General features: G+C 45.4%; 18 protein-coding genes. 6 read left to right on the top strand and 12 right to left on the bottom strand.

Annotated features, from left to right (window positions below):
• Positions 1–130: 130 nt before the first annotated feature.
• Positions 131–976, top strand: coding sequence for an AraC family transcriptional regulator (locus tag D0C36_RS04360; protein WP_117390334.1), 846 nt, complete (start codon positions 131–133; stop codon positions 974–976).
• A 49-nt stretch (positions 977–1025) separates the two neighbouring features.
• On the opposite strand, the gene D0C36_RS04355 is transcribed toward D0C36_RS04360, so the two are convergent.
• The 3 genes from D0C36_RS04355 to D0C36_RS04345 all read right to left on the bottom strand — a co-directional run bounded on the left by D0C36_RS04355 (position 1026) and on the right by D0C36_RS04345 (position 5256).
• Complete coding sequence (locus tag D0C36_RS04355; RefSeq protein WP_117390333.1) at positions 1026–1379, bottom strand: hypothetical protein; 354 nt, start codon at positions 1377–1379, stop codon at positions 1026–1028.
• A 351-nt stretch (positions 1380–1730) separates the two neighbouring features.
• Positions 1731–2546, bottom strand: coding sequence for an SMP-30/gluconolactonase/LRE family protein (locus tag D0C36_RS04350; RefSeq protein ID WP_117390332.1), 816 nt, complete (start codon positions 2544–2546; stop codon positions 1731–1733).
• Positions 2547–2670: 124 nt separating this feature from the next.
• A complete protein-coding gene (locus D0C36_RS04345; RefSeq protein WP_117390331.1) occupies positions 2671–5256 on the bottom strand; it encodes a BamA/TamA family outer membrane protein in 2586 nt (861 codons plus the stop codon).
• A gap of 212 nt (positions 5257–5468) precedes the next feature.
• Here D0C36_RS04345 and D0C36_RS04340 point away from each other — a divergent pair, with 212 nt between their 5' ends.
• Positions 5469–6083 carry a phosphatase PAP2 family protein gene (locus D0C36_RS04340; RefSeq protein WP_117390330.1) on the top strand — a complete coding sequence of 205 codons (615 nt, stop codon included), beginning with the start codon at positions 5469–5471 and terminating at the stop codon, positions 6081–6083.
• On the opposite strand, the gene D0C36_RS04335 is transcribed toward D0C36_RS04340, so the two are convergent.
• From D0C36_RS04335 to D0C36_RS04325, 3 genes are read right to left on the bottom strand one after another with little or no spacing between them, the layout of a single operon-like run.
• Positions 6084–6953: an SdiA-regulated domain-containing protein gene (locus D0C36_RS04335; protein WP_233524408.1), complete on the bottom strand. Its 870-nt coding sequence runs from the start codon at positions 6951–6953 to the stop codon at positions 6084–6086. It abuts the gene before it with no gap.
• A 25-nt stretch (positions 6954–6978) separates the two neighbouring features.
• The gene (locus tag D0C36_RS04330; protein ID WP_117390329.1) at positions 6979–8205 is read right to left on the bottom strand and encodes a Pycsar system effector family protein; all 1227 of its coding nucleotides are present in this window, start codon (positions 8203–8205) and stop codon (positions 6979–6981) included.
• Positions 8206–8264: 59 nt separating this feature from the next.
• Positions 8265–8735 (bottom strand): SRPBCC family protein, encoded by a 471-nt coding sequence (locus tag D0C36_RS04325; protein WP_117390328.1) that lies wholly within the window; start codon positions 8733–8735, stop codon positions 8265–8267.
• A 184-nt stretch (positions 8736–8919) separates the two neighbouring features.
• Between D0C36_RS04325 and D0C36_RS04320 the strand changes: the two genes are divergently transcribed.
• From D0C36_RS04320 to D0C36_RS04305, 4 genes are all read left to right on the top strand, one after another.
• A complete protein-coding gene (locus D0C36_RS04320; protein WP_117390327.1) occupies positions 8920–9303 on the top strand; it encodes a DoxX family protein in 384 nt (127 codons plus the stop codon).
• A 101-nt stretch (positions 9304–9404) separates the two neighbouring features.
• Positions 9405–9743, top strand: a complete 339-nt coding sequence (locus D0C36_RS04315) for an ArsR/SmtB family transcription factor (RefSeq protein ID WP_117390326.1) — start codon at positions 9405–9407, stop codon at positions 9741–9743.
• Entirely contained in the window at positions 9727–10191 is a 465-nt protein-coding gene (locus D0C36_RS04310) for an SRPBCC family protein (protein ID WP_117390325.1), read from the top strand. Before D0C36_RS04315 ends, D0C36_RS04310 begins: the two co-directional genes overlap by 17 nt.
• Positions 10192–10195: 4 nt before the next feature.
• A complete protein-coding gene (locus D0C36_RS04305) occupies positions 10196–10621 on the top strand; it encodes an SRPBCC domain-containing protein (RefSeq protein ID WP_117390324.1) in 426 nt (141 codons plus the stop codon).
• Positions 10622–10703: 82 nt separating this feature from the next.
• Here D0C36_RS04305 and D0C36_RS24750 read toward each other — a convergent pair whose 3' ends face one another.
• The 6 genes from D0C36_RS24750 to D0C36_RS04275 all read right to left on the bottom strand — a co-directional run bounded on the left by D0C36_RS24750 (position 10704) and on the right by D0C36_RS04275 (position 23526).
• On the bottom strand, positions 10704–12149 hold the full coding sequence (locus D0C36_RS24750; RefSeq protein WP_117390323.1) for an efflux transporter outer membrane subunit: 1446 nt from the start codon (positions 12147–12149) through the stop codon (positions 10704–10706).
• Position 12150: 1 nt separating this feature from the next.
• Positions 12151–15315 (bottom strand): efflux RND transporter permease subunit, encoded by a 3165-nt coding sequence (locus tag D0C36_RS04295; protein WP_117390322.1) that lies wholly within the window; start codon positions 15313–15315, stop codon positions 12151–12153.
• Between the two features lie 40 nt (positions 15316–15355).
• On the bottom strand, positions 15356–16501 hold the full coding sequence (locus tag D0C36_RS04290; protein WP_117390321.1) for an efflux RND transporter periplasmic adaptor subunit: 1146 nt from the start codon (positions 16499–16501) through the stop codon (positions 15356–15358).
• A gap of 92 nt (positions 16502–16593) precedes the next feature.
• On the bottom strand, positions 16594–16980 hold the full coding sequence (locus D0C36_RS04285) for a hypothetical protein (protein WP_117390320.1): 387 nt from the start codon (positions 16978–16980) through the stop codon (positions 16594–16596).
• Between the two features lie 171 nt (positions 16981–17151).
• The gene (locus D0C36_RS04280) at positions 17152–21999 is read right to left on the bottom strand and encodes a chemotaxis protein CheB (protein WP_233524407.1); all 4848 of its coding nucleotides are present in this window, start codon (positions 21997–21999) and stop codon (positions 17152–17154) included.
• A 9-nt stretch (positions 22000–22008) separates the two neighbouring features.
• Complete coding sequence (locus D0C36_RS04275) at positions 22009–23526, bottom strand: GAF domain-containing protein (RefSeq protein ID WP_117390318.1); 1518 nt, start codon at positions 23524–23526, stop codon at positions 22009–22011.
• Positions 23527–23544 lie beyond the last annotated feature (18 nt).

The following is a 23544-nucleotide window of genomic DNA, read 5'->3' as shown; positions in this document are numbered from 1 at the left end:
TATTGTTGGTTAACAATACAAAAGTGCTGCAATAAACAAGCGTTGCTTTATTCTTAAATGACTAATTTTTGCTCTGTATTGACTATATTGTAATTTTTAATTCCGGTATCGTTACAAATAGAAGCAACAGATGCAAATTCAGAAAGAAAAAGTGTTGATAGAGCCGGGTCGATCTTTCAGGATCTTCTCGCCCAGTTTAAAGAATTATTTCTACTGGCACTATCATCCCGAGTTTGAGCTGATCTACATTGAAGGCCTTACCGGTATAAGGCACGTGGGTCAGCATATCTCCAACTTTATGGATAGCGACCTGGTGCTGATAGGCTCCAACGTACCCCACCTAAATTTCGATTATGGGCTGCAGACCGAGTACCATCAGATTGTAGTGCAAATAAAAGAGGATTTCCCTGAAAAGATGCTGGCCGGTGCCGATGAGTTTGCGCTGGTTGAACAGTTGTTCAGCAAAGCCCGCTACGGTATCTCTTTTAAAGGCGAAACAAAGGCAAAAGCTGCGCAAATGCTGAAAGAGATAAACTCACTGGATAATTTTGAACGGCTGATGAAATTGATGGAGATCTTCCAGCTACTGGCCCTAAGCAATGATGGCGAGCAACTGAACGACCATGATACCAGCGTGAGCCTTTATCTGAACGATAAGCTGCGCATCAGTACCATTTACGATTACATCCACAAACATTACCAGGAACAGACCGACGTAAACGTAATAGCCGACAGGGTAGGACTCAGCACTGCTGCCTTCTGCCGCTATTTTAAGCGCCAAACCAACATGACCTTTACCGATTTTGTGAACCAATACCGCATAAACCAAGCCATGACCATGTTGCTGAAAGATATTACGGTATCAGAAGCCTGCTACAGTGTAGGTTTTAAAAGCCTCTCTTACTTTAACAAGCTTTTTAACAAACTGGAAGGTATGGGGCCTATGGAGTTTAAGAAGCGGTTTACAAAAGGATAGAAGTCAAAAAGTATCGATACAGTAAGCTTCCCGCTTGTGGTGTCTTCGACTATTTACGATTGAACTTTTTATAGGTATCGAAATCAAAAAGGCGTTGATTTTCAATATCAGAAAATAAGGATGCATCCGGCGTAAATGTTAACTTGTTTTCGAGATTTAGTTTATTATCCCTGTAAACCTTGTAATTCAGTTTTTTTGAATCGATCGCGAAAATGTCATCAGGCTGCACAAAGTCAAAATCGGTTATAAGAAGAACCTGGTTTCCCGCGACTTTGCAAAAAGTATCCGTTTGGTTATATACCGCTGCAAAATCATCTGATTTATTTGAAGAGATCAGATGCCCGTAAACAACCCCCATGCCGTGGTTGTTTGTGGGTTTAACAGCATGAATTTTAATTTTCATCTGTAAATTGAGCGCTGTAAGAAATTGCTGACGTTTTTCGAAGTTAGCATCGAGGGAATGATTTATAAGGACTACGACAATTATCAGAACAGATGACAATATGATCTTGAACAGCAGTATCTGGCGCTTGTCTTTGTCACTGATGGGTCTTGTGTCGCGTGTCATTATCAATATAATTTCAAAATAGCGTTGAGGTTATGTGTTGTATGATAAAGCAGTTTTTACCTATATCCCGATAAGAGCTTTCTGAAGCTTTACTCATCTCTGTGATTTGTTTCGAAGTTGATCCGCCAAAAAATAAGCGAAGAATTATAGCTACCACGAGCGGGACGCTTGTGGTAGCTATAGGTATTATTTCACCTTATACGCATCCACAACATTTGTTGCAAAGGTTGGGATGTACAGCGTTTTGGTTTGCGCATCGTAACCAATATCGGCTGTGCTGCGTTTATTTTGGCGGGTTTCTAAAAGTACCTGTTTGGTGCCGTCAGCTTTAATGTAGTAAACAATTCCCTGCCAGCCTGATACAATAAACTCATTTGGCGCTACTTCAACAATGCCATCGGCACCACCTTCAATACCGGTAGCTAAAACAGTGGTTTTCTTAGCGGCATCAGCTTTTATCAGTGAGCCATCGGCCAGTATAAATAAGTTGCTGCCTACAGATAATAAGCCGTTTACGCTCTTTTGATTCTCCATATAAACAGATGGCTTGCCATTCTCAATACGGTGGATCGTACCGGTTTGGGTATCGCTTACATATACTATGCCTTTGGCATCAACGGTAATATCATTCAGCATTTTTGAACCTTCGATAGGGATGCGTTTTACTATTGCTGCCTTGGTTACATCAATTACGGCAACAGCATTCAGCTCGGCGGCATAAAGCATGTTTTTGTGCAGGCCGAGGCCTTTGATTGCATTTAAACCGGTTACCCAGTCGCGGGCAGTTACGCGGCCGCTCATATCCAGTTTGCTTACAAAACCGGTATTTTCTTTACCCATTTCGCCGATGTTTGATACATACAGAGTTTTGCTTTTAGCATCAACCAATACCGATTCGGGCGTTTTTAGGGTAGAATCAGACTGCCAGATCTTTTCAAGTGAGTGTTGTGCCGAGGCGCTTGTTACCGTGACGGTTAACAATGCGATAAGTAGTTTTCTCATGGTAGGATAATTTAGGGTTGCTGGTTTTACAGCATAGTGCTGTGCGTTAATTGTTTGTTTAAAATTAGCACAATTGATTTGAAAATGAACCCTTTGGCGTGAAAAACTTTATACCGAAACCTTGTCAGAATTTATAGTTCAACGAGAAATAGCTGATAGAGCCCTCGGTTGAGTATCCTCTTGAAAACTGTATAGACAGCATCTCTGCCGGGTTAATATAAACACCACCACCATAGCCATCATGCCATTTTGATGAGGTTTCGCCGGGTGTCCAAACCCTGCCGATATCGTTAAAGCCCATGATGCCGATAGAGCCGGGGAACAGGTACGAATTAAAATCAAGCGCCTTTAACCGAAACTCCAGTCCGTTATAAGCCATGGTTTTACCGGTGAAGCGCCATGTATGGTAGCCCCGCAAGGTTTGAAGGCCGCCAAGTTTTAACTGCTGAAAGTATTCGGCGTTACCGATAGTGGTGCCGAGGCCAGTGCGGTTTGCGATGATGAACGTAGAATCGCCGCCGGGATTGAGGTAAAAGTTAAACTCGGTGAACACCTGGCCGTAACGGTTGCTGCCGCCATTCAGTTGCTGCAGGCCGGCTAAATTGGTGGTCCAGTAAATGCCTTTGGTAGGGCGGGGGCCGTTGCGGGTATCGTAATCAAAGCCCGCTACCAAACCTGCATAAGCGCGGTTTGAGAACACATTTTGCTGCGGATTGGCTGCATTATAAGCTGCCAGGTATTTATCCGCATTATTATCTGCCGAACTGGTGTAATATTGCCCTGCTATCCCCGCGTTAACGGTTAATTTGTTGTAGGTATGCGAAAGGCGCACATCAGCGTTAACCAGATCATATCTGTTGCGGTAATATTCAATAGGCTTTTTGGCATCGCCGTCATCATCGGTAATAATGTGGTCTTTCTCGAACGTGGTCTCGTTACCGATGCCAAAGAAGTTGCTCACGTTATTCGGCCCGCGCGATTTGACGTTTATCTTCAGGTCATTATTCCCTACGGCCTTTCTGAAATCGCCCTTGTAAGTGATCTCGAACGAATGCCTTGCCAGCGAATACTCCACCAAAAACTCATTCCGCGAAGCATAAGGCCCTTTCCTGAAACCATGTTTGGTGATGGCAAAACCACCTATGAGTGACACGCCATAGTCGTTATTATACTGCCCAAGGATGATGGGTTCAAACCTGTCGAATTTGTAGCTGTCTTTTTCGTAGCTGTTTACGCTGCTATCTTTACCAAGACGTAGTTTGGCCAAGCCTTTTTCGGGATAGATGTTCTTTTTATCGCTGCGGTCGTAGATGTAGAGGTTGCCCTTGTTCTTTACATTTGGTGCAACAGTAAATGTATCGGTACCGCCGCCGCCTACCATACGCACTTTTATGGGTGATTTTCCTTCACCTGTTACTTTGAACAGATCTTCACCATCAAAGCCGTAAAGCCTTATTTCTTTGGTAACCTTTGGGTCAAACACGCGCTGGTAGGTCACCTGTTTTGATTCGTGCTCTTTATTGAGTTTATTAATGGTGACGTTCAGTTTGCCGTCATCTTCATAATTCAGGATAAACTGGTCGCGCTTATCTGAAGTGGGTATCTCCACAATTTGCGACAGGAAGCGGTAATATTCCAACGCCTCAAGGCTCATATTATCGCGACGCGCTTTCATTATTTTAATGAGTTCAGGCGCCGATAGTTCGTATATAGATGGCGGCAACCGCTTAAAGGCTTTCTCTATAACCTTGTCCGTAAGGTGCTGTTGTACGTAGCTGATCTCCTCTTTCCAGTCGTTCTCATCCAGCCCTGCTAAAAAGTAACGGTCAAAATATTGCCCGCCCAGGTTCCAGGCCTTAATATCGCGGATATGTTCGTCATAAGGTTGAAATTTGGCCTTAAGCCATTGGTGCGATACTATCCACGGAAACACGCCCGATGTTTTATAATACACCTGGTCGCGGTCTCGGGGGACTGGTACGTAGCTGGTTTGTTTGCCGGTTTTTATCTTTTCCCAGCGCCACTGGTCGTCATGGCGGTCCCAGTCGCCCAGTATCATATCCAGCAGGCGGGCACGCAGCACTATTTTGGCATCAAAGCTTACGTCGTTATCACTGCGCAGCTTTTGCTGTACCTTTTTGGTGTTATCTGTTTTAGCTGCATCCTCGGGCTGTCGTTCTTCAAACAGGAAAACCCTGTTGGCAAAATCTTTTCGGTACTGGCCAAGGGCCGGATCATCGGGCATGTAAACTATTTCGGGGTTAGCGTGTCGTATCCCCACAGCTTCGGCCAATGGCGGTACGGTCAGCGAGGCAAAAGGATTAGCAGTTGATACCTGATCTTGCAGAATATCGGCCGCAACTGTTTTGCGCAGGTTGGGGGGGAGCACCCGCTCTGCATCTTTCTGCACCGTACGTAATACCCATTCCTGCCCGGTTTTATCTATCAACCTTAACGATGATGATTGCATACCGCCGCCTCTTTGCTCGATGGTAAGGCCGCCTTTTTCTTTATCCAGATGAAATACACGCAGTTTAACCGGCACCGCCCAAAGCTTGCGGTAGTTTTCGCCAAACAAAAAGCGGTGTACTTTACCCACCTTATCGTACTCAGGCGCTACGGCAATGGTAATGCTGTCGTTCTTTATTTGCTGTGCAAATAAAACGCGGGGCAGCAGGAGCAAAAGAAGTACCAGGCAGGTGTATCGCATTTATACTGAACTGTGAAGATGTGTAACAGGCAACAAGTGCTACCAAAGATAGTTGTTGTTGGATAAGATTTATTATCTTAGAGAAACGCTATAACTATTTTTTGCGGATACCCGTATAATATACAGTACCACAAAGCGTTATAGCTTTCCATAAACCCTTAGGCTAATTTATCACAGTAGTATTTGTTTAGCTTACTATTGATTACCCTTTAATGAGATTTAGACTACTATTTGCACTGCTATTTTTATCGGTATCAACCTGCTTAGCTCAAAACTGGGATGCGAAGCTATTGGCTTCCATCAACCCAAACCAGGGCGAAAGCGGCACATGGCGGTTTGTGACCAACAATGCTATACCTATATCGGTAGCCACGCCGTTTGCTATGTTTGCGGTAGGCAGCCTAAGCCACGATGAAAATCTGAAAAAGAATGCCCTGCATACGGGTTTTGCTTTATTAGCTAACGGGTTGATAACAAGCGGGATAAAGAATACTATCCAAAGGCAGCGCCCGTTCCTTTCTAATCCGGGCTATATTCATTTACAGGGGCAAACCTCGGGTTATTCGTTCCCGTCAGGTCATACTTCAACTACTTTTTCGCTGGCTACTTCGTTGAGCTTATCGTACCCTAAATGGTATGTAATAGCGCCGTCTTACGCTTTTGCGGGAGCCACGGCATACTCCAGAATGTACCGCGGGGCGCATTACCCCGGCGATGTTTTGGGCGGCATCATTGTAGGTTCGGGAACGGCTTATCTGAGCTGGAAACTGCAGAAATGGTTTTACCGCAACAACCGCGTTTACGCCAAAAGTTTAGAAGATAAATAGCTATTTTTTTGCTGATGACTTGTAAGCAAACTTGAGGATGTTGCCGTTCTCCAGTTCGTCACCCTCGTTTGAGATATAAAGATTTCCCTGTTTATCAAAAGCAATTCCCTCGGGCTGCAAAAATTTTGACGCAGGCAGATCGTAGGTGGCTTTAGCATTAAATTGTCCATCGGTTATCACGAGCATATTGTTATTGGCCGATAGGATATACCAATCACCCGTTAAAGGATTTTTTGCTAAGGCAGATGGTTTAAACTGATCTTCTTTACCATTCTTCCTGGTCAGCTTTTGCATAGTAATACCAAACGTGCCCGATTGGGTTAAACTATCGCCCTTAGCTGTAAAAACATATCCGCCATCTATTTTGCCCGATTTTTTGCCGCCGCAATCCTTGCAAAGCACATAAAGCTTATCGCCATCGGCATACAGGCCTTCGTACTCGCCTTTGGGCAGCAGATCTTTTATTTCGTTCACATCGGTCTGTTCTTCCTGCTTAACGTTAGCCAGCGGGAAACTGTAGAAAACGCCGTTACTTTTTAGCACGATGACGTTGTTGTTAAGGATAGCCACATCCTCATAATCACCTTGTTTATTGAAGTGGGTATAGGCAGGCTTATCATCGCCGGGGCGGAAATGATACACACGGCCATCTTCGTCCTGTATGGCATAAATGGTTTCGGGATTGCCGTTGTGAAAAGTAATACCCGAGATCTCCAGCAAGCTTTCGCGCATCCTGAATCTTTCCGGCTTACTCAGATCGTAGCCTGCGGGGCTTTCCACTTTGGTACCTTTTAAAACACCATCGCAGGCACTTAGGGCGATAATTATAAATGAAAAAAGAAAAATAATAGGATGGATTTTAAAGCGCATATCAGTAATCAACCTTGCCGTTTGCTTAATGTTTCATGTTCATAACGGCCATCACCAAAAACGCAACAACAGATATCACCAGCCCAAACATAAAGATGTTATAAGAGTACCTCAGCAGCCGGTATTTATGGCCCAGTACTACGCCCTGCGCATAAATATCGGTAATGAGGCTATCGTACAGATATTCGGTATCGTGCATTACTTTGTGCATGCCGGTGCGGTAATTATCCAGGCTCATGCTGTAAAAATTACCAAAGAACAGTAGGTTAACCTTGCGCTCGTCAATATCACGCTGTGTATATTTCCCGTCAGGGATGGATGGACGGGTAGCCAGTATGGCAAATATCATAGCTGCCAAACTTATACCAATGATGATGATAGTTGGGATAACAAAGTAGGGGTAATCCTCAAGCCTTCGCAACAATAAACTGATGATGGCCGACAGGATGATGGAGTTCACGGTGATCATGATGTTGGCCTTGTTATCCGCCAGATCGCTCAATCGCTGATGATTAGTAGAGCTTACCCTGAACATGGTTTGCACACCTTTATCCTGTTTCTCCTCTTTCTTTTCCTTTTCTTTTTTGTCGACTACAGGTTCTGTTTTCTTTTCCTTTTTAGCTTCTTTCTTTGCCTCTTTTGGGTTTTCTACATTCCATTCGCTTTCTTTTTTTACCAGCAATAGCAGGTTGCGCTGCTTTTCGGCCTCAAGCAACAACTGGCAATAATCGGTATGGTAATGGTGCTGCTCCATCAGGCGGATGGTTTTCTGGCGCCAGTCGTGCTTGCTGATGTCTTTGCCGTAAAGAGTGTTCACTTCCTGGCGCATGGCTTTGCTTTTATCGGCAAAATCTGCTGTGCCAAAATGGAAAAGATCGGCATCGCAAATTATCTGTTCCAAAAAGCTTTGCGGCTGCTGTGGCATTTGGGTTGCCATTATGCATTTCTCAACCTGTTCAATAACGGGTTGTTCAATTTCAATAGTGCGCAGGTATTCTCCGGCCAGTTTAGCGCTGTGTTGCTCATGGTCTTGCAGGCTTTCCAGATAACCTACGTCATGGAACCAGGCGGCAGCAATAACTGTGAAAAAATCGGTATCGTTTAGCTGGTAGTGGTTGGCAATTTGCGTAGCTGCGGCAACCACATCTTCGGTATGTTGCAGGTTATGGTAAACCAGTTTCTTGTTCTTGTGCGTTGCAAAGTACGATAGTACGTGTTGTTTAACCTGGTCCAGCTGGGTTTGGTAGCTCATTTGTTAGTCGTAAATAACAGATAAACATTAAAACGGATAAATGTTTTAGAACGCTGTGCTTACTTTCCCTGCGGAAAGCGGTCGCCAACCAGGTTAAGCTTTACGCCAAACTCCAGCCATGCCTTGAGACCCGCCAGCACCCAGGTAAAACCACCTAACGAATCCATGGCACTCGTGATCTGTGCATCCTTAGTGCCGCTAAAGCCCGAGTTTACAATCTGTACAAAAGTTGCCGTATCGGTTAAATGGGTAAACGTAAACTCAACAAGGGTAGGGTTCTCGTCGCCCCATTCTATCACAATGCGTTTATTGCGCTCAATTGTGAGTACTTTAACTTTACTGCTTACGCCGTACATCTCCCATTTCCATTCTACTTCCACGCCTTCTTCCAGTTTACCGGTGCTGTGGGTAAACCAAAACTGGGTGGTATGTTTAGGATCGATAAAGGCATCAAAAACCCTGTTCACCGGCCGGCGTATAAGCATAGCGGTATCGGCAACGGGGCCTTTGGCCGCAGTTTGTTTCTTCATGAACGTAAATTTAGTTTTAATTTATTGATATCAAAAGCGTTGGGTAGGGGTATGGATGATAAATTATGTCGCAATTGCACCCTTAAGTTGTCATAATTGCACGCTATCCAAAAGGTTAGCAGCATTAACTTTGCAGTACACAACATAAACGCTAACTTTAATCAACACCAAAACCCTAAGTAATATGAAAACGGTAAACATCGCGTATTGGATCTGTACTGTATTGTTTCTTCTGATGATGGGCTTCTCGGCCGTAATGAGCTTCCAGCACAACCCCGAGGGCGATAAAATGATGGCCCACATTGGTATCACTCCTAAGATAATGCCTTTCCTGGCGGTATTTAAAATATTAGGTATTGTAGCCATTTTAACGCCGGGCTTTGCGCGGTTAAAAGAATGGGCTTACGCCGGTTTTACTTTCGATATTTTAGGGGCTATGTTTCTTTTTGTTGCGGCAGGAGACCCGGTGCAAAACCTGGCATTTTTGATAGTAACCCTTGCATTGATACTTGCTTCATACTTTTTATGGCATAAAAAAACAGGCTCACTGGCTAAGAGGGCGTATTAATAACAGTATGAGCGCCGCAAAAACCTTGCGGCGTTTTTTATTGCATAAAAATTTGCGCAAGTAAATACTTGCTTATATATTTGCAAGCATATACTTGCATAATGGAAGCCAGACGAGACGTATATCAGGCCATAGCCGACCCCACCCGCCGCGCCATCATTAACATGATAGCCACGCAACCGCAAAATGTAAATGCCATTGCCGAAAAGTTTGACGTAACCCGACAGGCTATTTCGCTGCATATTAAAATTTTGAATGATTGCGGCTTGCTTGCTGTTAAAAAGCAGGGGAGAGACAGGGTATGCGAAGCACGTTTGGAGCAACTGAGCGAGGTATCAGCATTTGTTGACCAGTACCGCCAGCATTGGGAGAGTAAGTTAGATTCATTAGAAAAATATTTAGCCAAACTAAAACAGGAACGACATGGAGAACAACACTAAAGACAGAGAATTGTACCTGGAGCGCCTTTTAGACGCGCCCGTTGATCTGGTATGGGAAGTATGGACGAAGCCTGAGCACATTGCCAAATGGTGGGGGCCTAACGGTTTTACCACTACCATTGATAAAATGGACATGCAGCCCGATGGCGAATGGATATTGACCATGCATGGCCCGGATGGTACCGATTACCCCAACGAAAGCACATTTAAAGAGGTGGTGCCGATGAAAAAGATCGTGTATGACCATACCTCATACCCGCATATTGTTGCCACCATTGAATTTGAAGCACAGGGCGATAAAACCTTAATAAAATGGCACATGCTGTTTGATAGCGTTGAGGTATTTATTGACGTAGCCAAAAAATACGGCGCTAAAAAAGGCCAGAAAGAGAACGTGGACAAACTTGCGGTTTATCTGCGAGGCATTAAAGCGAAATCAAATATTTAATACCATGGGCAATACGATAAGCATCAGCCAAACATTCCCTTACACCCGCGAGAAAGTTTTTTCAGCTTTTGAAGATCCAGCCGTACTGGCCAAATGGTGGGGACCGGATGGTTTTACCAATATCTTTTACCGGTTCGATTTTGTGAACGGCGGGGAATGGAAATTTACCATGCACAGCCCCGACGGGTATAACTTTGACTGCAACCATCGTTTTGTGGAGATCAGCAAACCCGAAAAATTTGTGTTCGATCATTTGCAGGATGGGCATAACTTCAGAGGCAGCTATGAGTTGGATGATAAAGGCGAAGAAACCCAGGTAACCTTTACTATGACGTTTGAAGATGCGGAAGAACTGGCGCGTGTGCGCCAGTTTGTTGAGCCAGCCAATGAGCAGAACTTTAATCGCCTGCGCGGGATCTTAGCAGCATAAACCCATCCTGATAGAAATAATAAAGCCGCACATCCTCGCGATGCACGGCTTCTATCATTAAAACACGAGTAGAGAAAAAAATCTATCTCCAGCCGCCACCTAATGCGCGGTACAGGTTTATCTCGCTGATAAAAATATCTTTCTTAATGTTGGCCAGTTCAAGCTCGGCGGTCAGTACATCGCGCTGGGCGGTGATCACCTCAAGGTAATTGGCACGGCCAACCACGTAAAGGTCGTTTGCTACGTTAACGGCGTTCTTAAGGGCACTTACTTCCAGTTTTTTCTGGTCGAAGTATTTGCTGTAGTTATCCATACCTTTCAGGTTGTTCATTACTTCCTGGTAGCCGTTCAGCACCGTTTTCTGGTAATTGAAAAGCGCCTCTTTACCTTGCGCTATGCGCGATTCATACTCGGCTTTCACACGGCCACGGTTCAATACCGGCGCAGTCAGATCGGCCAGTAAACCATAAACCGCCGAGCCTGGGTTAAACAGCAACGCGCCTTTAAAAGCATTGTACCCGGTGTACGGTGATAGCGTCAACGACGGAAAGAATGCAGCCCTTGCGCTTTTAACGTCAGCATTCAAAGCAGCCAGCTCTAACTCCGCCTGCTTTACATCAGGGCGGTTAAGCAGCATTTGCGAGGGTACACCGGTTTTTAGCTTCTCGGGCATGGTGAGTGTCAGCAATGAGGTATCGCGCTCAATGGTGCCGTTAAAAGTGCCCGATAACAGGCGCAACTGGTTCTCCGCCTCGGTGATCTGCTGCGATGTGCTAAATTGCAAGCCGCGGGTATGACTTAGTTGTGCCTCAAACTGCTGCACGGCCAACTCGGTAGCACGGCCGCCAAGCTTTTGCACTTTTACAATTTCCAGTGCGTTTTCCTGCAGTTTAATGTTCTTGTTGATGATGTTCTGTTCAACCTCAAGCGTTAACAACTGGTAATAAGCCGTAGCTATCTGTCCGGTAAGCTCGGTCGTTAGCAACCGGTAGGCGCTGCGCGATGCCAGAAAGCGCGCCAGAGCGGCGTTCTTCTGGTTCTTCAGCTTACCCCAAAGGTCAACTTCCCACGAGGCGCGGAAGCCTACAAAAAGGTCGGCAGTAGGGTTGGGAATACGCTGCTTATCATTAATGTTGGGCGATAGGTTGGTATCGTAATTACCTACGCCGTTCATGGTGTAGTCGCCGTAGCGTTCTAACCCGGCGCGGGCATTAAAGTCCAGCTTAGGTAGTTGCAACGACTTGTTGTATTTCACATTAGCCGCAGCCATATCAATACGCTGCAGGGCCGATTGCAGATCGGGATTTGCCTTCAGCGCGGTATCTATCAGCTTTAGTAAACGGGCATCTTTAAAGAAATTGGCGGCAGGCATATTACCAGCGCTTAGTGTATCGGTGTTGCCGTCAAATGTCTCCGGCAGGGGTTCATTTGTTTTCGGCTCGATAGGTTTAAAGGTTTTACACCCCGCTGCTATGACCAGCAGCAGGATGAAAACCAATTTATGTGTAGTTGATTGTTTGACGTGCATTTTAATTTACGTTTTCAGGAACTTCAATAACATGGGCCACTTGTGGTGCCGTTTTCTTCTTTTTACCACCCATCGAGGCGAATATCACATACAAGCCAGGGATAAGTATCAATCCGAAAATGGTACCGAAGAGCATACCCCCGGCAGCAGCTGTACCGATAGAACGGTTACCCAAGGCACCCGCGCCGCTGGCAATACAAAGCGGTATTAAACCAGCTACAAAGGCAAGGGATGTCATCAGGATAGGGCGCAGACGGGATACAGCACCTTCAACAGCGGCTTGTAAAACGGTCAATCCTTCGCGCTGGCGCTGTACGGCAAACTCGATAATGAGAATGGCGTTCTTGCCTAACAAACCGATGAGCATTACCAGTGCCACCTGTGCGTAGATATTATTCTCCAGACCTAAGATCTTCAGGAAAAAGAACGCCCCGAAAATACCCGTAGGCAATGAAAGGATAACCGGGATAGGCAGCAGGAAGCTTTCGTATTGTGCCGATAGCAGCAGGTATACGAATATCAGACAGATGATGAAAATGTAGATCACCTGGCTGCCTGATAGGATCTGCTCCCGCGTCATACCCGACCATTCAAAGGTGTAACCCTTTGGCAGGCTTTTTTCGGCAACAGCTTTAATGGTGCTGATGGCGTCGCCGCTACTATAGCCCGGCGCAGCATCGCCCGTAACCATGGCCGATGTATACATATTGTAGCGGGTTAACTGCTCGGGGCCAAAAACACGCTTCATGCTGATGAACGTAGAGAAGGGCACCATTTCGCCGTGCTTGTTCTTGATCATCAGTTGCAGTACGTCCTCGGGCTTAGTACGGAACTCAGGCGAAGCCTGAACCATTACTTTATACAATTGACCAAAGCGGATGAAGTTGGATGCATAGAAACTACCCATCAATGTTTGCAGGGTAGACATGGCTTCGTCTATCGTGATGCCTTTCTTGGCCGCCATTACCTGGTCTACCGAGATCATGTATTGCGGGAAATTGGCATCAAAGCTACTAAAGGCACCATCTACCTGGTCGGTAGCGTTCAGATCGGCAAGGAATTTATTGGTTACCGATGCCGTTTTCTGCAGGTCGCCGGTACCGGTTTTATCCAGTACTCGGATTTCGAAACCGCTGGAGTTACCAAAGCCCGGCACCGTTGGCGGCGGGAAAAACTGGATGGATGCATCCGTAAGGTGTTTAGTTTTCTGCGTTAACTCCTCGGTTATTTTGGTGATGGATTTATCGCGCTCTTCCCATGGTTTCAGGTTGATCATCACCATACCATAAGATGCACCGGCAACACTGTTCACCAGGCTATAACCCGATAGGGTAGATACCGATTCGATATCAGGAATGGTTTTGCTCTGCGCCTGTATGGCCGACATAACCTGCTCCGTACGCTCAACCGTTGCACCCGGCGGGGTAGTAATGTTGGCATAGATAACGCCCTGGTCTTCGGTTGGGATAAAGCCGGTTGGCAAAATAGCGCTCAAGCCCCATGTAGCCGCGAAGAAGAACAACAGCATGGCAACGGTGACTGCCCTTCGACCGGCTATACGGGTGATCAGGCTTGAGTATTTGTTCTGTACGCCATCATAGCGTTTGTTGAAACCTTTAAAGAAGCGCCCTAAAAGCCCTTTAGATTGCTTGTTAGGGTCATGCGGTTTAAGCATAATGGCACAAAGCGCCGGGGTAAGGGTAACCGCATTAACACCCGATATAACAATGGAGATGGCCAGCGTTAATGAGAATTGCCGATAGAATACGCCCACAGGCCCCGTCATGAATGCCACGGGCACAAACACAGCCGACATTACCAGTGTAATAGCCACAATGGCACCACTGATGCTTTTCATGGCACTCAACGTAGCGTCCATCGGCGACAGATGCTCTTCTTCCATTTTTACGTGCACGGCCTCAACCACCACAATGGCGTTATCCACCACAATACCGATAGCGAGGACGAGTGCGAAAAGTGTCAAAAGGTTGATAGAGAAACCCATCGCCTGCATAAAGAACAGCGTACCCACCAAAGCCACCGGTACGGCCAACGCCGGTATCAGCGTGGATCGGAAATCCTGCAGGAAGAGGTACACCACAATAAACACCAGTATAAATGCCTCAACTAAAGTGCGCAATACCTCATGGATAGATGCATCCAAAAAGCGTGATACGTCATAATTAACATTGTACTCCATTCCCGATGGGAACTGCGTTTCCTTCAGCTCGCTCATGCGGTTTTTGATGTTGTTAATTACCTCACGCGCGTTTGAACCGGGGCGTTGTTTGATCATGATAGATGCCGAAGGGCGGCCATCTGTCTTAGAGATCATCCCGTAGGTTAAGGCACCAAATTCTACATCGGCTACCTGGTAAAGTTTTAATACCGTACCACTGCTATCGGCACGCAATACTACGTTCTTATACTGCTCCGGCTCAAAGAATTTACCCGGATAGCGCAGTGTATATTGCAGCAACTGCGGCGATTTATCAGAACTTTGACCGGTAGAACCCGGTGCGGCTTCAACGTTCTGCGCACGGATGGCAGCGATCACCTCATCAGTTGAGATATGATAGGCCGACATGCGATCGGGCTTCAGCCAAACGCGCATAGCGTATTCTTTGGCACCCATGATCTCGGCTCGGCCCACACCATCTATCCTTTTCAGTTCCTGCAGTACGTTAATATCGGCAAAGTTGTAGATGAACTTTTCATCAAGCGTGCTGTCCTTACTCATTACGTTAAGGTACATCAGCATACTGTTCACCTCTTTTTCGGTAGTTACCCCGGCTTTTATAACCTCTTCGGGTAACTCATCAATAATAGTGGAGACACGGTTCTGCACGTTAACAGCAGCCTGGTCAGGGTCGATACCTACGTTAAAGAAGATCTCGATAACCGTTAAGCCGTTGTTGCTACAAACGGTGCTCATATAGGTCATGCCGGGTACGCCGTTAATAGCACGCTCAAGCGGGGTGGCAACGGCCTTGGCACAAACCTCGGCGTTGGCACCCGTGTAGTTGGCCGTTACCGTTACAGATGGCGGCACAATATCAGGGAATTGAGTAACCGGCAGCTGTATCAGCGCCAGCACACCCAACAGGGTTATTACAAGGGAAATAACCAGTGATAACACCGGTCGTTTTATAAATACATCAAACATGTTTAAGCTATCTAATAATTACACAAAAAAAGGAAAGACCTTATTCGTCCTGCGCTTTCATGGCAAGCAGGTTTTTTGGCGGGGCAACCGGTTTGATGGTCATGCCGTCGCGTGCGTTTTGTGCGCCTTCGAGCAATATCCTGTCGCCCGGTTTAAGGCCATCCTTCACCACGTAATAGCTTGATAAGCGGGTGATGGGCACAAATGCCTGCATGTGTAATTTATTAGCAGCGTCAACAGTGTAAACGTAGCTTTTGTCCTGTATATCAAATACGGCTTGTTGCGGCACCAGTATAATGCTGTCCATCCCTGTAGTGATGAACAACTTGGCCGATGCACCATGCCTCAGTAATTTATTTGGATTTGGGAAACGCGCACGGAAATCGATAGAGCCCGTGCTCTGTTCTATTTGTCCCTCAACGGTTTCTATCTTACCCGGAAACTTGTATTTACTGCCATCAGACAATACCAGTTTTACCTGTTCATCGTCTTTGCTGGTAGCATCGCGGCGTGCGCGTTCATAACGAAGGTACTCATTCTCGGGGAAGCTGAAGTAGGCAAATACCTGCGTAATATCGCTTATGTTGGTAAGCAGTGCACCCTCTTCAACCAAACTACCTGCTTTTAGCGGGATGCGGTCAATAATACCATCAAACGGGGCACGCAGGCTGGTGTAGGCAATGTGGTTGTTAGCGCTTTGTACGGCGCTCTGGGCTTCCTCAATAGTGGCTTTATCTGCGTTCAGTTTTGCCAGCGCAACGTCTTCCTCAGATTTGGCGACAACGTTTTTGTTGACGAGTATTTTAATACGTTCCAGCTCTACTTCGGTAGCACGTGCTGCTGCTTTGGCGTTGCTTAGCGCAGCTTTGGCCTTGCTCAGCATTACGCGGAACTCCTCGTCGTTTATTTTGAACAGAAGCTGGCCTTTTTTAACGGCCATACCTTCGTCTACAAATATTTTTTCAATAAAACCCTTAACGCGGGTACGTACCTCAACGTTCTTGATAGCCTGTATATCGGCCACGTAGCCGGTTTGCAGTACCGTATCTTTTTGCTGAAGGGTGAAAACCGGGAAGGCCGGTGCCTCGTCTTTTTTCTTATCGCTGGCATTACCGCCTGCGCAACCGTATATAAATATGGTTAAAGCTGCCAGTATAGCGTATACCGGCGCAAATATTTTTCTCATTGATGATCGTGCTGTAAATGATGTTGTAAAGCGGTTTGCACCGCAAAGCGTTAAAACTGCATAAGGCAGCTTAGGTGATATTTACAGCAATATCAAAAAGGACTTAACCTGAAGAGGTGTTGGTACTGGGCAAGGGAAAAGGTACGATGTTCAAAAAAGCTATAGCTGCTTATGCGCAGATATTTTACAAAGTTGGTGCAGGTAAATATCTCTGCAACGGGCAGGTTGGCAATAAAGTTAAACTCGTTACTGGTGGTGTAACGGCTGCGAACATTTATTTTATGCTGCGCCTGATCTTCTTTTTTGCATTTGCCCGGATAATTGATGAGGAAAGCCAGCAGCGTATCGTCATTAAAACACTCGCTGATATTGCATTCTTCGCCAAAGCTGTGGTTTTCAAACGGATTGGTAGGATGGAAGCACACCAAAGCATTGATGAGCCATGCGCAAAGTAAATATGTGGTCCACTTTTTTAGCATTGTTTGAAACATCCTGTAAACAGAAACCGGCAGATTTGGTTTCGCTTATTGCGAAGTTAATACATAAATGTGTTATTTGTACACATCTATATAAAAAAGTAAGGCAATTGTTACAAATTAAACACTACCTATGGTTGTTTGGGTGCGTTGATGTAGAGGGTTTTACGTGTTCTAAACTTTTTCTTTAATCGGTATGGTGAACCAAAAGGTCGACCCTTCGTTATTCACACTTTCAACGCCTATTTTACCCTTGTGGCGTTTGATGATCTCGGCAGAGATGTACAAACCAAGGCCAAGGCCCGAGAAATGGCTGGATGATTCCTGTACACGATAAAACCTGTCAAACAGGAAGTCTTTTTTATCATCGGGGATACCTATACCAAAGTCTTTTACACTTACCTTAAAGTTTTTGCCCTCAATATCGCAGGTAATGATCACTCTATCAGCCTTGGGCGAGTATTTTATGGCGTTTGTCAGGAAATTGGTTACTACTTGCTCCAGGCGTACTTTATCTGCGTGTACGCGCATTTCGCAATCGGCCTTAAACTCAATTTTATGTGTGGCGTTTTGGGTTTGTACTTCCTCAAGGCATTCTTTTACCATGGCGGCGGCATCAAACTCAGCATAGTTAAGTACCATTTTACCTTCTTGTATCTTGGTAACATCAAGCAGATCCTCAACCAGCGTGGTGAGTTTACCGGTTTGCTTATTTGCTTTTTCGATAAACGTTGATAGCGTTGGATCTTTGGCAGCTGTTTTATCTACCATGCGTTTAAGGATCTGTAAGGAACCTTTTATGCTGGTGATAGGCGTTTTTAATTCATGGCTGGCAATACTCATGAACTCGTCTTTTTTCTGCATCAGCTCCTCAGCTGCCTGGCGGCCTTTTATCAGGTCGGTAACATCAAAACCAAAGAAGGCGATGCCATCAACACTGCCATCTTCGGCAAAAACAGGCGTGTAGATAAAGTCGAACCAACAATCTTTCTTCTCGCCGGTCTTATGGTCAAAACGATCTACCTTAAAGGCATTTTTAACAATCGTTTTGCCTGTTTTAAGTACATGGCGCTCTACTTTGAACAACTCAGAATCCTTCATTTCAGGATGAACATCGAGGCTTTTGCGGCCCAGGTAGCTCTTTTGCCCATCAAACTTTTCAAAAGCTTTGTTCACAAATTCGTATATCAGCTCGGGGCCGCGTTTAATGGTAATAAGGGCAGGGGCATTGGTAAAAATACTGTAGAACTCGTCTTGTTGTTTTTTAACCAGGTGCAGCAATTCCTTGCGGCGGCTTTCGGCCTGTTTCTGCTTAGTGATATCGATAATGTAGCTTACTGCATTAATAGGGGTATCATCCTGCATCAGTACCGCAGAACCCATCAATACCCAAAGGCGTTCGCCGTTGCGTTTGCGATATTGCTTTTCAAAAGGTGCTACAACACCATATTCCTGCAGTTGTGCTACAGCCCAGAAGCTTACCTCATGGTATTCTTCCGGTGTTATTTCTTTCCAGTTAAGCGGGTTGAGTTCAACTTCCTGCTGTGTATAGCCCAGCATGTTCAGGAAAGCATCATTGGTTTCAATAATGCGGCCATCCATGTTAGAGAACACCATACCTATCATGTTACTTTCAAACACCTTGCGGAACTTGCTCTCGCTTTCGTCAAGGCGTTTTTCGGTCTCTATGAGGCGGGTTATATCAATAATAGACCCTACCAAACGGTACGGGGTTTTAAACTCATCCTCAAGAATGTTGCAACGATCTAAAATAGTGGCGTAATGCCCGTCAGCCTTAAGGAAACGGTACTCTGCCGACCATTGCTTTTGGTTGGTATTGATGGCCTCGTAAATGCCTTTCTGCACGCGTTCACGATCATCAGGGTGGATCTTCTCAAACCAGTAGTTTACGTTGGCGATATCATCGCTCATTTCGTAACCAAACATAGTTGTGAAATTCTCGCTGCGCCACATGGTATTGGTGGCCAGGTTCCAGTCCCAAATGGTATCGTTAGTTGCTTTTGATACCAGTTTAAAGCGTTCCTCGCTCTCGCTAAGTTCACGGGTACGGTCAAGCACGCGCTGCTCCAGGTCGTTGTTTAAATTACGCAGGCCTTCGCGGGCGTGTATCAGTTCGTTATAGTTTTGTTTAAGCCTTTGCTCGGCCCGTCTGCGTTCAGTAATATTGGTAAGGCTCATCACAAAGCCATCGTTCATTTTTGCCACTACTGCCTGGAACCAAAGATCTTCGGCCGTTTTTAATTCCGTTTCAAGGGCTTTTGCGCCGCCTGCAATTTTTACATATTGGTCAAAACTTACCAGGTTGGCCAGGTCAGGAAAATCTTTTAGCGATGGGTGGCGTTCCATTGCCTCGGCATCTTTTTTCAAAAGATCGAGTGCCGCGCTGTTATATGATATGCAATTAAAGTCGGTTATTTTTCCGTTGCTATTGCGTACCTCTTTAAACGCCAGTATAGCTGCCGAGCTGGCGTTGAATACCCCATTAATGATGTTATTCAACTGGGTGATAACAGAAATATCTACAAAAGATATCACCACGCCGTCGGCGTTATTATCTTTCCTGACGTAGGGCATTATCCTCATCAGGTTGTTTTTCCCATTGTTTAGTTCTATCTCTTTTTCAATAACCTGCCCGCGGGCCAGCACGGTATGAATATCGTTAATGAGGTTATCGTACTTAATATTGCTGGAGATGTGGTTAATAGGGCGGCCAATATCAGCCTCTATCAAATTCACCATTTTGATGGCTGCAGGGTTAAACTTACGGATACGCAGGTTGGCATCAATAAATATCTGGCCTATATCCGTACTCCTGAAATAATTATCAAGGTCATCATTCAGCTCTATTAACTCGCGGATCTTTAGCTGGTGCTCGGTGTTAAGCGTGTGCAGTTCCTCGTTAAGCGACTGTAGCTCCTCGTTGCCTGATTGCAGCTCTTCGTTGGCCGACAGTAACTCTTCGTTGCTTGATTGCAACTCCTCATTGGTGGTCTCCATCTCTTCGATGGCCATTTGCAGATTTACGCGGGTTTCGCTCAGTTCGGCTTCCATCTCCATCAGGTACTCGGTCTGATGTTCGCCTGCAGGTGGCAATTCAATACCATCCTTAGGCTGATGTTCTGCTTTAGCCTCGGTAAACATAAGTAGCGTGTAGCCGTTAGGCGAGCGCGTATCTGGTGGTTTAACCGTTATCTGCAATAATATTTCATCTTTGCCACGTTTAAAGCGCACACGGTTAAGATGTGTCTTTTTATTCTCTTTCCAAGCCTTGCGGATAGCGGTGTTTAATACTACTGATATATCCTTGCTTAGCATGTTAAGGATATTCAGATCAAGCTTTTTATCGGGCAGGCTCAAAAACTGGTTAAAGTTGCCAATGGTTTCTTTAACCATGTAGGTTTTATCAATAAAAATACCAACGGTGCCAAATTCTTCCAGAACAAGGTCGCGGAACTCCTCGTCGATTGAGCGCGAGGATTCGTTATTTTGAAAAGATAGCTTCCTGCTATCAGCATACCTTAGGTGGGGTGTTACCGATGTATAGGTGTGGTGCAGGCCATAATTTATAGTGCCTGTTTTTTGGAAGATCTTCCATTTTCCGCTTATCTCGGTAAGGCCATCTTTAAGGCTTGATGCATTTTCGCTCGAGCCTAAAAACAAGTAGCCATCTTTATTAAGCGAGTAGTGGAAGGTTGAAAGTACTTTTTGCTGCAACAGGTTGTTCATATAAATGAGCATGTTGCGGCACGTTACCAGATCATTCTTTATAAATGGCGGCGACTTGATAACATTGTGCTTTGCAAACACAATTTGCCTGCGCACTGTAGGTATTAACGAGTAATTTTTACCCTCTTTTACAAAGTATTTTTTCAGCAGATTGGCAGGTACCTCTTTAGCAATAGTTAGTGGGTAACTGTTACGCGATGCTATCTCAATGCTCGAATCATCTACATCGGTAGCGAAGATCTTCAGCTCTATTTTTTTGCCGGTTTTTTGCATTTCCTCATTAATGAGGATGGCGATAGAGTAAGCTTCTTCGCCGGTGCTGCAAGCGCATACCCATACTTTTAGTACCTCGCCGTCATTTTTGGTTTCAACCAGCTTAGGGATGATATCTTTAGCGAGAATATCAAAAGCAGGCTTATCGCGGAAAAACTTAGTTACATTGATCAGAAAATCTTTGGCCAGCAGTTTTACTTCTGCAGGTTTATCATTTAGCAGGTCAACGTACTCTTTAAGGCTTTTGGCATCAACAGCAACCATGCGGCGGTCAATACGTCTTAATATGGTTGGCGTTTTATACAGGTTAAAATCCTGGCCGCTGCCGTTGTGCACCAGATTGAAAATTTCGTTCATCAAGCCATCATCCGGGTGCGTTGCTTCAAGCGGTGGCTTATGATTTTGATTTACATAGTTATGTACCTCGGCATGCATGGCATCGGGGGGCAAAATAAAATCAGCGTTGCCCGATGTGATGGCGCTGTTAGGCATACCATCAAACTTAGCAGTAGATGGCTCCTGTACTATAACCATACCGCCACACTCTTTTATCGCCTCAATACCTTTGGTGCCATCGGTACCGGTGCCCGATAGGATGATAGCGATAGCTTTATCCCGTTTATCTTTAGCAAGCGTAAACAGGAAATGATCAATAGCTGTGTTGGGCGCTTTATCTGCAACCTTATCTGCAAGGCGAAGCTTATGACCTTTAATGGTCATCAATTTTTTGTTGGGGATAATGTAAACACAATCGCGCTGCAGGGTCATGTTGTTTTCGGCCTCGTACACCTTCATGTGGGTGTGCTTGGAAACCAGTTCAACCAATAGGCTCTTATAATCGGGCGACAGGTGCTGTATTACCACGAACGTAAAACCCGAGTTGGCAGGCATGTGGTCAAAAAACTCGTGTATTGCCTCAAGGCCACCGGCAGATGCGCCGATAGCAATGATGTAATGCTCAAGTGTTCTTTCTTCCGGAAACTGTGTCCTGCTGTCCTTCACAATTATTATTTACGCGTTGAGTGTTGTAAATTCAAAAATAAAACTTCTCATGCCCTCTGCCACACTCAGTTCTTCCTTTGTCCAGGCCTCGGCGGTGTTGTGCACCGTTTCCTGCCAAAGCTTAAACGAATTTCTTGGGTGGTAGTTTTTGCTGCCCGGCTCAAAATTTATAGCCTGGTTAGGATCACCGCCCCATTTAATGGTTTGTTTTACCTCGGGCCTAAAAGCTACGATATAGTCGCCTGCATCGCTGTTAACGGGCATCACCAATGCGCCGCTGGCCACATCAGCATAAGGCAAAGCCTCATCATAAATTGACGAGAAATGATCTGTAACAAACAGCTTGTCGATATTCTTACCCTGTAGCCACAGTATCATATTATCCAGAAAGCCATTATCCGGCGTATTACCTACTTTATATAGCTTTCCGTTTATTGATGCTGCTATGCCGCCGGCATTAAGCAGGTGCATTAAATTATGCTCGGTATTATCTATTATCCCTGCAAGCAGGTCACCTTCTGCATAAACCTGTGCAATAAGCGCAGTTTGTTTCTTTTGCAGATCAGCCTCAAACTCAAAGTTTTCTTTATACAGTATGGTGGTAATTTTGTTTGATACAACAGCTGATATCAGCTCACAAACACTGCAAAGCTCAAAGCTTAAATAGCGCGGTGTAAGGTGATGGCAGGCTATAAGCCCCCAAAGCTGCCCCTTATGTATCACCCTGAACGACATGCTTGATTGTACATTCATGTTCTTCAAATACTCAATATGCACCGCAGCAACACCACGCAGGTTACAATCACTAAGGTCAATAAACGCGTTTGTTTTTGGGTTGATGACAGGGTAGAGGCGCACCGGCGTAAAATCACGGTCGGGGATTAGCCTGTATGCGTTTTTAAGATATAGCTGGCGTGCCTGTTTTGGGATATCAGATGCAGGGAAGGTATGGCCCATATAGTTTTCCAAACCTTTGTTTTGTACTTTTTCTTCAGCTATAACGGTGCCGTTCCAGTCGGCATCAAAGCGGTACATCATAATGCCGTCAAAACCGGTAAGCTTGCGCAGCTCCTGTATCGCAATCTGGCTTACCTGCTCAACGGTATCGGCCTGCTCAATGGCGGCCATGGCATATTTTACTTCTTCAAAAACGTTGCTGAAACTGCGCTCGGCAGATGAAGAAGGTTTCTCCAGTTCCAGTATGAGGTAGCCAGGCTTAAAGTGTACCAAAGCCTGCACTTTAGTTATGCCCAAAGTAAGTGTTACAGGTACTTTATCTTTTATGCTGTCGCCAACTTGCTCTTGTAAGCTTCTGATTGCGGCAATATTGGCATAGTCTTCAAAATTGGTGTTAACCAACTGGCTGGCAGGTTTATTAAGCAGTGCGCTGATGTTTTCGCTGGCCTGTATAATATCCAGCGTATCGCTGTCTAACACCAGCAGGTAGCCGTAGGCTTGTATTACGTTGATATGATTAAGGGGCAGACTTCCGCAGAAATCCGAATCGTAATTCTTTCTTTTATCCATTACAAAATTAATCGGGTA

Origin of the sequence: Mucilaginibacter conchicola (genome assembly GCF_003432115.1) — a bacterium.
GTDB lineage: Bacteria > Bacteroidota > Bacteroidia > Sphingobacteriales > Sphingobacteriaceae > Mucilaginibacter > Mucilaginibacter conchicola.
This window is presented reverse-complemented; position numbering and strand designations above follow the sequence as displayed.